This is a genomic window from Flavobacterium sinopsychrotolerans (assembly GCF_900110375.1).
Lineage (GTDB): Bacteria > Bacteroidota > Bacteroidia > Flavobacteriales > Flavobacteriaceae > Flavobacterium > Flavobacterium sinopsychrotolerans.
On record NZ_FODN01000007.1, the window covers coordinates 193,166 to 206,262 of the forward strand.

Genomic DNA, 13,097 nt, shown 5'->3' on the forward strand with positions numbered 1-13,097 from the left:
ATGAAAAAAATACTGGCTGTTCTTATCGTTCTCAGTTTATCCGGATGCAAAAGCACGATGGAGAACCAAACAATTTCAAAAGCAAATGTCAATACCACCCTTGATGCCTGGCATAAAGCAGCGGCAGAAGCTAACTATAACGATTATTTCGCTTTAATGGCTGATGATGCCGTTTTCATTGGTACCGATGCAACAGAGAATTGGAATAAGACAGCTTTTCAAGCCTATGCAAAGCCGCATTTTGATAAAGGGAAAGCGTGGCGTTTTACCGCTTTGGAACGGCATATTTATTTTGACGAAACAGGCAAAACAGCTTGGTTTGACGAATTACTGAATACTCAAATGAAAATTTGCCGTGGTTCAGGTGTTTTGGTAAAAATAGGCAAGGAATGGAAAATAAAACAGTACGTTTTGTCGATGACGATTCCAAATGAAAATTCGAATGAAGTGATAAAAGTTAAGGCTTCTCTGGAAGATATAATGATCAAAACGTTACAGTCCAAATAATAGTTTTATTTAATGTCATCGGCGAATAGCAGTTCGGCCAGGCGATCATCTCTTAAATAGATATCGTTATAAAAACTTATTTCTCCAGCATCATTGACCCAAGCAGTAAAATACCCAATGTGGATTGGAATTTTCTTTTTCAGGATACACACTGTTTCCTTTTCTCCTTTCATTGCTTCATTGATGCGTTCGAGAGGCCAATCCGGATCGTCTTTTAAAATCAACAGTGCCAATTCTTTTGCTTTCTCTAAATTGATGCAGCCGTGGCTGTACGCTCGGTACTCGTATTGAAATAAATCTTTAGATGGTGTATCGTGTAAATAGATGTCTTCTGAATTTGGAAACACAAATTTAATCAGTCCCAAAGAGTTTTTAGGTCCGGGTTTTTGTCTTGCATTGCCTTTGTTCCATTCGATATTATGTTTGGCCAGATAGTTTTCATCCAGAGCCATCGCATCTTTTATTTCATTTTCAATGATGCTTTTTGGGATGTTCCAATAGGGACTGAATACTATTTTGCTAATACTGCTACTAAGAACAACAGTTTCGGTCATATTTTTGCCGACAAAAACTTTGGATTCCAATTCGTTTTTACCATTTTTTTTAAAGAAAAACTGGTATGAAGGTATGTTTATAATGATATATTCTTCCGTTTTTGTCAACGCTGGGTCAATCCATCTACAGCGTTCCATGTTGGCTATTATGGTTTTAATGTGTTTTTCGATGGGAATATTCATGCGTTGAATATGCTTAGAGGCAATCAGATAATCTATATTGAAGCCATTTCTTTTTTTGTAATTCACCATTCCAGCCATCAATTCGGCATCGTACACATTACTTTTTGAATCGACTTTTAAATCTCCGGTAATGGCAAGACGCTGTCTGATTTGTCCGATGATTGCTGCGCTATCACTTGGTTTGTATGTTTTGTCCAAAGAATCGATTGCTATGGGATTCCAGTCTCCGTTTCTTTTTATTTGACGGTATTTCTTTAAAACATCGCGTAGTTTGTAATATTGTCCAAAGAGGCGTTGTTCATTTTTACGTAATAATTCAGGATCAACTAATAAAGAATCCAATAGATTCTCATAGGACAGATTTTTTCGAGGTAAAAACCATCCCATTTCTTTGACTTTTTCAGCATCAATTCCGTCATATACTTTTTTAGCATAAAACACGTACATTGAGGACAAAAGCAGTTCTGTGTCGGTTTGGGACAAATCATTGACGGATGCATCGCTAAAAATCCCGTCAATCTTGTCTTTGTAGGCTAGACGTGATTTTAAGCCTTCTTCCTCCAGTAGATTTACTTTAGAGTATAGCAAATTGGCAAACTCGATAAGTCCTTCGTGGTCATGCCAAATAGCATTGTAATTTCGTTTTTTGTATAAAGCAATAACATCTGATTTGTATTTTTTTAAATTATTATATTTCTTAAAAAAACGGTAAACAATCGTGCTGTCAATGGCTACTTTTGATTTATCAAATATTGATTCTTTTAATTCTTGGGTAGGAAAAGTTTTGTCAGCCATCAGGTTTTTATTTCTAATGCTGGAAACATTGGCAAATGAAAAACCAAATAAAATAACAGCAACCGATAAAACGAAGTTTTTCATGGCTAAATTATTTTTTATAAAGGTAAAAAAAATAGAAATTGTGGATAAAAATATAACTTTAATTAACTCTATTTCAGAAATATTAACGAATATTAGTCCTATTTGTTTTTAATACTGCCGTAATCTACTTTCTGATTGATGTCAAATTAGGGACACCATTAATTGTAAACAATTCTTTGAATTTATTCAGCGAAATCAAAGCGCCAGTTAAAGATACGATTGTTAGAAAAGGCAGCTGATAAAATAATTTTTCAATATCAACACTTCTAGCGTGTTTTTTTTCTTCTGTAGGTCATCCAGTCTTATATATTTCCTTAATTTTGCCGAAATATTCTAAAAAAGTGGGAAGCAAAAATAAATTAAAGAGATTCAAGGAAAACGAGACATTCAACAATGTTTTTCAACCAACAAGAGAAGAAGTGGTGGGCGATTTATTTCCGTTGAAAGGGAAATGGAATTCGGATTTCTTCAAAAATGAAAATCCATTAGTGCTGGAATTAGGCTGTGGAAAAGGAGAATATTCTGTAGGTCTTGCCGAAAGATATCCCAATAAGAACTTTGTGGGAATTGATATTAAAGGAGCGCGTTTCTGGCGTGGTGCAAAAACGGCTGTAGATACCGGATTGCATAATGTGGCCTTTATTAGAACCCAAATAGAATTGATTAACCACATTTTTGCTGAAAATGAAGTGGACGAAATCTGGATTACTTTCCCAGATCCACAAATCAAATACAAACGTACGAAACACAGAATGACGAATTCGGAGTTTTTGCAGTTGTATAAAAAAATCCTTAAGAAAGATGGTGTTGTGAACTTAAAAACGGATAGTGAATTCATGCACGGCTATACACTGGGGTTATTGCATGGAGAAGGACACGAAGTTTTATATGCCAATCATAATGTGTATGTAAACGAGGGTAGTCCGGAGGAAGTGACTGCTTTTCAGACATTTTATGAAAAACAATATTTGGAAGTTAACAAAGCAATTACGTATATTCGATTTAAAATTAAAGAATAAGTTTACATTTATATCTGGAATAAGTTCCTTTTTTTGAATATTTGCACCTTGCCTATGAATTTAATTGCCTCCTTGTTTTTGGGTTTTGTTACTGCCTTTGTAGGGATTACACCTCCAGGATTAATCAATATGACGGCTGCAAAAGTGAATATGAAAGAAGGAAAGAAAAGTGCTTATTGGTTTGTTTTAGGTGCGGTAATTGTAATCTTCTTTCAGGCAGCACTTGCTATATTATTTGCGCAATTCATCAAACAGCGTCCTGATGTGATTGTTTTATTGCGTGAAGTTGGCTTTGGGATATTTGCAGTCTTGACGGTGTATTTTTTACTGATTGCAAAAAAGCCAAAAAAGAAAAAAGAGAAAATTAAAAAAAAGAGTACGACCACACGCTTTTTTTTGGGAATGTTGCTTTCGGCTCTTAACTTTTTCCCTATTCCTTACTATGTTTTTGTAAGTGTCACATTAGCCTCATATAATTTATTTTATTTTGATATGACCCACGTTTTTATTTTTGTAACAGGGGTAGTATTGGGGTCTTTTGTGGTTTTTTATTTTTACATTACTTTCTTTCAGAAAATACAGGACAAAACAGATTATTTTATGCGCAATATGAATACCATCATAGGCAGCATTACTGGTTTGATTTCCTTGATTACTTTAATTAATATCATACGGTATTATTTGAAGTAGTTTTATAACTAAAGAGATAATAGAATGTCTTTTTTATTAGATTTAGAAACCATGTCAAATGATAATTTTTTTGAAAGAGTATACGCCATCGCCAGACAAATCCCCTACGGGAAAGTCACTTCTTATGGCGCTATAGCAAAAGCTTTAGGAACGGCTCGATCTGCTCGAATGGTGGGTTGGGCAATGAATGCGTCGCATAATCTTGAAGATGTTCCGGCACATCGTGTGGTCAATCGAAAAGGATTACTCACCGGAAAACTTCATTTTGACGGAACAAATTTGATGCAGCAATTATTGGAAAACGAAGGAATTGTTGTGGTGGATAACCAAATTGTAGATTTCGAAAAACATTTCTGGCAACCAATGGTTCGACTTGAATAACTCACTGCAGTCACAGATCGGTCCAACAAGAATTTTTTATATAGAAACTTTAAAATTCACCAATAATCAGTCTCAATTTGCGGATCAATAAATGCGATGCAAATCCTTTATAATAAGAACTTTTCATAGTATCTTTGTAATCTGAAATCAGTTTAAATAAAGATAATATTCTGGCGCTAAAATGCCAATAGAAAACAATAAACTAAAAATGAAATTAGACAGAAAAGACATTCTTAAAGCTTTAGAGACGATAACTATAGCTGGAGAAGGGAAAAATATGGTGGAGAGTGGTGCAATTGCAAATGTGATCACTTTTGGCGATGAAGTAGTAGTGGATTTAGTATTGCACACACCGGCGATGCACATTAAAAAGCGTGCAGAAGACGACATCAGAAAAACAATTCTTGAATTAGTGTCTCCGGATGCTAAAATCAAAATTAATAGTAAAGTTGAGGTTCCGGACAAACCAGAAATCAAAGGAAAATCAATACCGGGAATCAAAAACATCATAGGTGTTGCCTCTGGTAAAGGAGGAGTTGGGAAATCTACTGTTACCGCAAATCTAGCGGTATCACTAGCAAAAATGGGTTTTTCAGTTGGAATCCTTGATGCCGATATTTACGGGCCGTCTATGCCAATCATGTTTGACGTAGAAAATGAAAAACCAGTTTCTGTAACAGTTGACGGGAAATCAAAAATGAAACCCGTTGAAAGCTACGAAGTAAAAATTCTTTCGATTGGATTTTTTACAGCACCAAGTCAAGCGGTAATCTGGAGAGGACCAATGGCTTCCAAAGCGTTGAACCAAATGATTTTTGATGCGGACTGGGGAGAATTGGATTTCATGTTAGTCGATTTGCCACCAGGAACAGGAGATATTCACCTTTCTATCGTGCAATCATTGCCTATTACAGGTGTTGTCATCGTAAGTACGCCACAAGCAGTAGCATTGGCTGATGCTAAAAAAGGAGTTTCAATGTTTATGTCTGAAGCTATAAATGTTCCTGTTTTAGGGATTATTGAAAACATGGCCTATTTCACACCAGAAGAATTACCTGAAAATAAATACTACATCTTTGGAAAAGAAGGAGCCAGAAATCTTTCAGAAGACTTAGGCGTGCCGTTCCTTGGCGAAGTGCCAATCGTCCAATCTATTCGTGAAGCAGGAGATTACGGTCGTCCGGCAGCAATGCAAACAGGTTCGATTATCGAAACGGTTTTTGAGGAAATTACAAAAAATGTAGTACAAGAAACCGTAAATAGAAATGAAAGTTTACCTGCGACTGAGGCTGTTAAGATCACAACGATGGCCGGTTGTTCCGCAGTAAAAAAATAGAAATTAGAATCTTTTGAAAATGATTTTTAATCTTTCAATTTTCTAATCTTTCCATCTTTAAATAAAGAAAATGACAACAGAAGAATTATTAGTAGAAGTCCAAAAAGCACTCGAAGAAATCAGACCTTTTTTGAATTCTGACGGCGGGGATATCACACTGATTTCCATCGAGGACGACAAACACGTAAAAGTACGTCTTGAAGGAGCATGCACCAGTTGCAGTGTAAACCAAATGACACTCAGAGCCGGCGTGGAAACTACCATCAAAAAGTTTGCACCACAAATAGAGACTGTTGTAAATATTCTATAAATCTTTTGGGCGTGACTCTTTTAAGAAAAAAGGCTACTTGTTTTAACGGGTATAGGCCTTTTTTCTTAAAAGCGTCGGGCTATACGCGCTACTTCGGTAGCTGGCTTTTATCCCTCACGCAATCCAGTACTCAATAATAAATAGCGATTGGCTAAAACCAAACACCCACAATCACATGGATGTATTAATAAAAATTAAAGATAGAGAAGGAGTAGTGCATGAATTACAAGCTCCTACAGATATGGCCATGAATATCATGGAATTATGTAAAGCCTATGAGCTTCCTGTAGAAGGGACTTGTGGCGGAATGGCCATGTGTGCTTCTTGTCAATGTTACGTTCTTAATGACGTGCCTTTGCCAGCAATGGGTGAGGATGAAGAAGCAATGCTGTCAGAAGCATTTTATGTAAAATCAAACAGTCGTTTGGGCTGTCAAATTCCAATCACCGAAAGTCTTGAAGGATTAGAACTGGAATTAGCTCCTGAAAATTAATGATAAAGCGTTTGCCTCAGCAAACGCTTTTTTTATTTATAATCCTTTAGATTGGTAGGGCCTTCAAGTACTTCTCTAACAACTTGCAGAATGCCATTTTCCTTAGTGTCGATAAACCACTTTATAAGTGTTATCGTTCCATTTACTATTTCAATCCCGGTGATACTTCTAGGATGCACACAGCTTCCGTCATTGAAATAAGGTGTCGCGTTCTGACTTGGGTAAGAAAAACTAGGGCGATGCGTATGGCCCACAATAGTAATTTTGCGATTGTTGTTCTCAATCCATTTTTTGATACGCAGTTCGATTTTTATTCGTTCCACATAATTTTTGGCAGGACTTGTAGGATCGGATATTCCCCAGATTTGTAATGGTTTCCATAATAATCGCACCATGGTTCTGTTGATTTTCCAACCTACATAATTCATGAAATCAGCTTGATGACCATGGGTCAAAAATAGTTCTTGTTTGGTTTCCTGATGAACTAAAACGATCGCTTCGTGACATTTTATACCAGTAAACAAGGGCTCAATTCTGTCGTTTTGCGTATTTGTATAGGTGGTAAGCGTTTTTTCTACATGATCTTTATCTCGAAAAGTCATTTCATGATTTCCCCAAATTTTATAATATCTATTGGAATCGTGAAATTTCTTTAGTAAAAGATACACGTTTTTGTGTGCTTCAAAAATGGTTTTAAAAAAAATGTTCTCCCATAATTCATCTCCATCTCCCAACTCACAATAAGAAAAGCCATCATTGTAATACTGGGTCATCGCATGGAAATACACATTTCGATTGCTTGCAAAATCATCCGCAAAACTATTATCACTTCTGTGGCAGTCACTAAAAAGAATGAATTTTGATTGATCGTCAAAAGGAATTCTTTGGGCTTCTTTGTAAGCTCTGGTTAATCGTTCTTGGGAAGACATTTATTTAATTTAAAAAATAAAGATAAAAAAAATAGCTAATAAAGCTATTTTTTCATTGGTACTTATTTGAAGAAGTTGTTTTTCATTAATTCGAAATTAGACCTAATTCATTTCTAAACGATACTTATATTTATTTGGGTAAATTGGGTCTATGCCAATTCTACATTCATCATAATAGTCTCTTCAATAGCATCCCAAAGACCAATGCGTTTTTCTAAGGCTAATTTAGAAACCTCTTCTACATCGGACCATTTTTGTGCATCCGTACCGCAAAGTTCTGTGATCATTTTCATTGCCATTGGTCCGTGTTCGTCAGCATCTAATTCGATGTGTCTTTCAAAATAATAAATGAGTTTACTCAAATCCGTTTGGGGGAAATTTGCTTGAAAATTTTTCAAGATTTCAGTGAACATACTTGGAATTAAATCTTCTCTTCCAAAAGTAAAAGCGGCCGCTATTTCATGGGATTTCCCTTCTTCAATCACTCTGAAAGTAAAGTCTAAAAAAGCTTTGATATTTGGGTGTAAATGACTGGTTTTAATCGCAACAAAAATGTTTTTAAGCGAATCCACTTCATGTAGAAATTGTTTGATTCCATCGGTGTTTGCATTGCAGGCTTCCATAGCTTCAATGTACATCTCGTAATGACTTGAACGGTTTCCGTCTAGTGTTAAATCAGATTCTTCAGCAAGGACAATTTCGTTTATCAAATATCTGGTTTCGGGATTTTGAGTGGCAAACCATGGCGTAGTTGTACAAGTCAATTTAGATTGTAATGCTTTTAATAAAGACATAAAATCCCAAACTGCATAAACATGATTTTCAAGAAAACACTGTAAATCCTCAATGGTTTTTACTTTTTTGTATAAAGAATGTTGTAACAATAGTTCTTTTTGGGGCTGAATGCTATTGTTGATTGTTTCAATATTCATAGGTGGTATTTTTTATGTAAATATAAAAAAGCTTCCTGTTTCCAAGAAGCTTTTTCTATCAATTTTACAAATACTTTAATAATCGTTTACTACTATTTAAAAGCTGGAATTCCAGTAATATCCATTCCCGTAATCAGCAAATGAATATCATGTGTCCCTTCATAAGTAATCACCGACTCTAAATTCATCATGTGTCGCATGATAGAATATTCTCCGGTAATTCCCATTCCGCCTAACATTTGTCTGGCTTCACGAGCAATATGAATCGCCATATCTACATTGTTTCTTTTGGCCATTGAGATTTGAGCCGTTGTGGCTTTTCCTTCATTTCTTAAAACTCCTAAACGCCAAGTCAATAATTGTGCTTTGGTAATTTCGGTAATCATTTCGGCCAATTTTTTTTGTTGTAATTGTGTTCCTGCAATCGGTTTATCAAATTGGATTCTTTCTTTTGCATAGCGTAAAGCGGTATCGTAACAGTCCATAGCAGCACCAATAGCACCCCAGGCAATTCCGTAACGCGCAGAATCTAGACAACCAAGCGGTGCTCCTAATCCAGATTTATTGGGTAATAAATTTTCTTTTGGGACTTTAACATTGTCAAAAATTAATTCTCCAGTTGATGACGCACGAAGCGACCATTTGTTATGTGTTTCCGGAGTGGTAAAACCTTCCATTCCGCGTTCTACAATTAAACCATGAATTCTTCCTTCTTCATTTTTTGCCCAAACTATTGCAATATCCGCAAACGGCGCATTTGAAATCCACATTTTGGCACCATTCAATAAATAATGGTCGCCCATATCTTTGAAGTTGGTAATCATACTTCCTGGATCTGAACCATAATTAGGTTCCGTTAATCCAAAACATCCCATGTATTCGCCAGTGGCTAACTTTGGTAAATATTTTACGCGTTGCTCTTCATTTCCGTATTTCCAAATTGGATACATCACTAAAGAGGATTGTACTGATGAAGTAGATCGTACACCAGAATCACCGCGCTCAATTTCCTGCATGATCAAACCGTACGAAATCTGGTCTAAACCTGCACCGCCATATTCTTCCGGAATATAAGGACCAAACCCGCCAATTTCTCCCAAACCTTTTATGATTTGTTTTGGGAATTCAGCTTTTTGAGCATATTCCTCTATTATAGGGGAAACTTCTTTCTTTACCCAAGCACGAGCGGAGTCACGTACTAGTTTGTGTTCTTCGGTTAGTAAGTCGTCTAAGTTATAGTAATCTGGAGATTGAAATAAGTCTGGTTTCATGGATGTTAATTTTTATGGAACAAATTTACATAAAGAAATATAACAAAAGCATTAACAAATGTTATATTTTTTTTATTTTAATTGAAAATAATGAATTTTATAATCAAAAAAGTAATTTTCTCAAAGCATGACTTTGATGGAAAATATCAGTGGATACTAATTTACAATAAAATCTTTAATTGGAATTTATAATTTATTTAAAATAAGGTGATTGGTATTTTTGAATGAAATCCTGAATTACATCTTCAAATAAAAACACTTTGTATATCAGTTAGTTGGTCTTTTTATTTCATCTAAAAGCCAATAAAAATCTGCTTTAATCGAAATTATTACTGAAGTATATTGTTTTTGGAATTTTTTGACTTAGCATCATAAATTATAGTTTTAAAACGGGTTAGATTTTCCCTCCATATTTTTTCAAAATAAGTATGTTGAGATCTTGGTGTGATTTCCAGACCATATAAATTTAACAATTTTTATGGTAAAGCCGTAACGGTGTCTTTTTTTACATCGATACTTTTACCACAATGAAAATATTTAGAGGTCACCTTTTTGTCAGTAAATTGAATTCTAGAATTTTTTGAAGAGCAAATTGAACTGTAAAAAGAGCTTGTAAATCAGTCCTTAATGTTTTTAATAATGATGTAAGGGTTAGATTATTTAATTAAAAGTGATGATTTAATTATTATGTTAAAAGTTAGAGTATGATAAACATAGTTAAAAAGTATTTAGAAATAAATCAGTTTTCAGATTTAAAATCTAGTTTCGAAGATTTGTTTCTTTCTCATCCAAATTACCCTAGCGTATTTGCAATAACGGATTCACTGGATATGTTGTCCATTGAAAATGTCGCTATGAAAGTTCCAAAAGAACAGTTGCTAGAATTACCCGATTCATTTTTAGCCATTTTTAATCAGGACTTAGTTCTGGTTTCTAAAACAGAAAAAAACATAGTTGTCGATATTGAAAAAGGGGAAAACAAGATTTTGACTATTGATGATTTTTCTAAAGATTGGAATGGTATAATAGTAGCAATAGAGCCAAATGAAACCATTTCAAGTCATGGCTTTAAAATAAACTCAAAATGGATTAAATATGGCTTACCAGTTATAGGATTGCTGGTTTTGTCAATAATATATAATAAGTATAGTTTTAGTAATTTGTTTCAGTTGATTGTTTCAACTGTAGGTTTAGTTTGTAGTATTTTTATTATTCAGGAGAAATTAGGGTTCAAAAATCACATAGTTTCTAAACTATGTGATATAAACCCTAATACTTCTTGTGATTCAGTTATTAAATCTGACATAGGTGATATTAATAGATGGTTTAGTTTTTCTGATTTACCATTAATTTTTTTTGGAGTCAACGTTTTAGCTATCGCAATTCAACCGACAGATTCGAGTAAAATCGTGGGGATCCTTAGCTTATTTGCTCTTCCTATAATTGCTTATTCTTTTTGGTTACAAAAAGTTCAATTAAAAAAGTGGTGTATTTTGTGTTTAATAGTATCATCTCTAATTATATCTCAAGGTGTTTTGTGGTTTTTTGTTGAACAGCCATTGGATGTCACTTTTCCTAACTTTTTTTCATATCTGTTTTCGTTGATTCTTGTTCCTTCAATCTGGGTTGGTATAAAACCCGTTTTAGAAAATAAAATTAAACTAGAAAATGAAATAACTGAATTAAAAAAATTCAAAAGAAATTATGATGTTTTTAATTTCTTGTTGAAGGAAATTCCTGTTGTTAAAGGGTTTGATCTATTAGAAGGCTTAAAATTTGGGAATAGAAATTCCGAAGTAAGTCTTACTTTACTACTTAGTCCAAGTTGTGGTCATTGTCATAAAGCATTTCAAGATGCATTTGAGTTGGTTTCTAAATTTCCACAGAAAGTTTTTTTAAATGTATTGTTCAATATTAACCCAGAGAATAACGACAATCCATACAAAGTAGTCGTGGAGAGTTTATTGGCAATTAATAATTCTAACCTAGGGAATATGGAGGAAGCAATATCAGATTGGCATATCCAAAAAATTGGATTAGAAAAATGGGTAGCTAAATGGAAGATTGGTGACGTTCCTATGAGAGTTAACCATCAGATAGAGCAACAATACAATTGGTGTTTAGAAAATGAATTCAATTATACCCCAGTCAAAATTGTAAACGGCAAATTGTTTCCAAAAGAATATGAAATAAGTGAACTTAAATATTTTCTAAATGATTTTTCAGAGGATAAAGAATATTCAGGAATAAATATTTTAGTAGAAGCATAAAAAAACATAAAAATATTTCTTGCAAGAATAGACATAAGTCCCAAGTGTCTTAAAACGATTGAGATATTAACCAAATTTTTAAAATTTTAGATTATGTTAAAAAACATTTTAAACTTAGAAGGTGCTCAGAAATTAACCAAAAATGAGCAAAAATCAATTAATGGAGGTATTACTGAGGCTTGTGCTAATGCATGGGCTACAATGTATTGTGTTCCAAAAACAACTACAACATGTCCAACTATAGATGATGAGTTTGCACTTGTTGCTTGCGGAAAATGTTGTTATTAATAACCTAAAATTAAAAAATCATGTTAAAAAACATTTTAAAATTAGACGGAGCTCAAGAATTGTCTAAAAATGAGCAAAAAAGCATTAAAGGTGGATTGGCTTGTAACGTTGATGGAAACTGTCCTGCAGGATCACAATGTGTGAATGACTGTCGATATACTAATCTCTGCAGACTAAATAGTTATATCCCTTGTTAAAAGATTGTTTTTAAGATATAATGCCATAGCAATTTTCGGATTTGAAATCTGGAAACAGTAATTGCTATTTCCAGATTTCTAAAATTGTTTGGCATAAACTTCAAGTTTCTTAAAAACAATTGAAATATTAAACTTAAAATGAGCTCAGGAATTAACCAAGAATGAGCAAAAGTCAATTAACGGATGAAGAATTACATGTGATGCAACTCATCCGTGTCCAATTGGTCAGGGTTATACCAAAGGAACTTGTTGGATTTGTATTGAATAGTAAGAGATTATTAATTTCCTCATTTTTTAATGCTGGATAGATAGACATAAGTTCCAAGTGTCTTAAAACGATTGGGATATTAACCAAATTTTTAGATTATGTTAAAAAATATTTTAAACTTAGAAGGTGCTCAAAGATTAACTATAAATGAGCAAAAATTAATAAAAGGTGGATTAAAAGATTTGGCCTTCGATGATGGAGGGGCTTGTAAAAAATGCTGTTGGGCGGGAACTAATAATTGCAGTACCGGTGTTGAAGGAGGGACCTCTTGCGTTGCTGGTGCTGAATTAAGAGATTGTTAGTTAGTAATCTTAAATAGATAATTACCTTTTAAATAATTAGAGAGATTAATCAAATTTTAAATATTAGATTATGTTAAAAAATATTTTAAACTTAGAAGGCGCTCAAAAGTTAACCAAAAATGAGCAAAAGTCAATTAAAGGAGGAGTGTATACAGCTGTTCCAGCTGGATGTGACTCACTTTATATAGCTTCAGAAGGTGGAGATGACTGTTTTAATAGGACGGGTATATCAGGTAAGATAGTTTTAATATATGATAGATATTATTGCTGTGTTTGATCCCTCTTGTT

The 13,097-nt window shown here is 33.9% G+C and carries 15 protein-coding genes; 11 read left to right on the forward strand and 4 right to left on the reverse strand.

The window, feature by feature from the left end; translation table 11 throughout:
* On the forward strand, positions 1–507 hold the full coding sequence (locus BMX64_RS12945) for a nuclear transport factor 2 family protein (protein WP_091172858.1): 507 nt from the start codon (positions 1–3) through the stop codon (positions 505–507).
* Between the two features lie 5 nt (positions 508–512).
* Here BMX64_RS12945 and BMX64_RS12950 read toward each other — a convergent pair whose 3' ends face one another.
* Positions 513–2,123, reverse strand: coding sequence for a L,D-transpeptidase family protein (locus BMX64_RS12950; RefSeq protein ID WP_091172735.1), 1,611 nt, complete (start codon positions 2,121–2,123; stop codon positions 513–515).
* A gap of 341 nt (positions 2,124–2,464) precedes the next feature.
* On the opposite strand from BMX64_RS12950, the gene trmB reads away from it, so the two are divergent.
* From trmB to BMX64_RS12980, 6 genes are all read left to right on the forward strand, one after another.
* Positions 2,465–3,142, forward strand: a complete 678-nt coding sequence (gene trmB, locus BMX64_RS12955; protein ID WP_091172862.1) for a tRNA (guanosine(46)-N7)-methyltransferase TrmB — start codon at positions 2,465–2,467, stop codon at positions 3,140–3,142.
* A gap of 54 nt (positions 3,143–3,196) precedes the next feature.
* On the forward strand, positions 3,197–3,832 hold the full coding sequence (locus tag BMX64_RS12960) for a LysE family transporter (RefSeq protein ID WP_091172739.1): 636 nt from the start codon (positions 3,197–3,199) through the stop codon (positions 3,830–3,832).
* Between the two features lie 51 nt (positions 3,833–3,883).
* Positions 3,884–4,213, forward strand: coding sequence for an MGMT family protein (locus BMX64_RS12965; RefSeq protein WP_091172866.1), 330 nt, complete (start codon positions 3,884–3,886; stop codon positions 4,211–4,213).
* Between the two features lie 208 nt (positions 4,214–4,421).
* Positions 4,422–5,549 carry an Mrp/NBP35 family ATP-binding protein gene (locus BMX64_RS12970; protein WP_091172869.1) on the forward strand — a complete coding sequence of 376 codons (1,128 nt, stop codon included), beginning with the start codon at positions 4,422–4,424 and terminating at the stop codon, positions 5,547–5,549.
* Positions 5,550–5,619: 70 nt separating this feature from the next.
* Positions 5,620–5,859 carry a NifU family protein gene (locus BMX64_RS12975; RefSeq protein ID WP_091172742.1) on the forward strand — a complete coding sequence of 80 codons (240 nt, stop codon included), beginning with the start codon at positions 5,620–5,622 and terminating at the stop codon, positions 5,857–5,859.
* 175 nt (positions 5,860–6,034) lie between these two features.
* Positions 6,035–6,352 carry a 2Fe-2S iron-sulfur cluster-binding family protein gene (locus BMX64_RS12980; protein WP_091172746.1) on the forward strand — a complete coding sequence of 106 codons (318 nt, stop codon included), beginning with the start codon at positions 6,035–6,037 and terminating at the stop codon, positions 6,350–6,352.
* A gap of 32 nt (positions 6,353–6,384) precedes the next feature.
* On the opposite strand, the gene BMX64_RS12985 is transcribed toward BMX64_RS12980, so the two are convergent.
* From BMX64_RS12985 to BMX64_RS12995, 3 genes are all read right to left on the reverse strand, one after another.
* Positions 6,385–7,281: a serine/threonine protein phosphatase gene (locus tag BMX64_RS12985; protein WP_091172749.1), complete on the reverse strand. Its 897-nt coding sequence runs from the start codon at positions 7,279–7,281 to the stop codon at positions 6,385–6,387.
* Between the two features lie 149 nt (positions 7,282–7,430).
* Positions 7,431–8,213: a DUF3050 domain-containing protein gene (locus BMX64_RS12990; protein ID WP_091172753.1), complete on the reverse strand. Its 783-nt coding sequence runs from the start codon at positions 8,211–8,213 to the stop codon at positions 7,431–7,433.
* 92 nt (positions 8,214–8,305) lie between these two features.
* Entirely contained in the window at positions 8,306–9,484 is a 1,179-nt protein-coding gene (locus tag BMX64_RS12995; RefSeq protein ID WP_091172756.1) for an acyl-CoA dehydrogenase family protein, read from the reverse strand.
* Between the two features lie 704 nt (positions 9,485–10,188).
* Here BMX64_RS12995 and BMX64_RS13000 point away from each other — a divergent pair.
* The 4 genes from BMX64_RS13000 (at position 10,189) to BMX64_RS13015 (ending at position 13,086) form a co-directional block, all read left to right on the forward strand.
* On the forward strand, positions 10,189–11,754 hold the full coding sequence (locus BMX64_RS13000) for a vitamin K epoxide reductase family protein (RefSeq protein ID WP_091172759.1): 1,566 nt from the start codon (positions 10,189–10,191) through the stop codon (positions 11,752–11,754).
* Between the two features lie 93 nt (positions 11,755–11,847).
* Entirely contained in the window at positions 11,848–12,042 is a 195-nt protein-coding gene (locus tag BMX64_RS13005) for a hypothetical protein (RefSeq protein WP_091172762.1), read from the forward strand.
* 563 nt (positions 12,043–12,605) lie between these two features.
* Positions 12,606–12,809, forward strand: coding sequence for a hypothetical protein (locus tag BMX64_RS13010; RefSeq protein ID WP_091172765.1), 204 nt, complete (start codon positions 12,606–12,608; stop codon positions 12,807–12,809).
* Positions 12,810–12,879: 70 nt separating this feature from the next.
* Positions 12,880–13,086, forward strand: coding sequence for a hypothetical protein (locus tag BMX64_RS13015; protein WP_091172768.1), 207 nt, complete (start codon positions 12,880–12,882; stop codon positions 13,084–13,086).
* Positions 13,087–13,097: the final 11 nt, after the last annotated feature.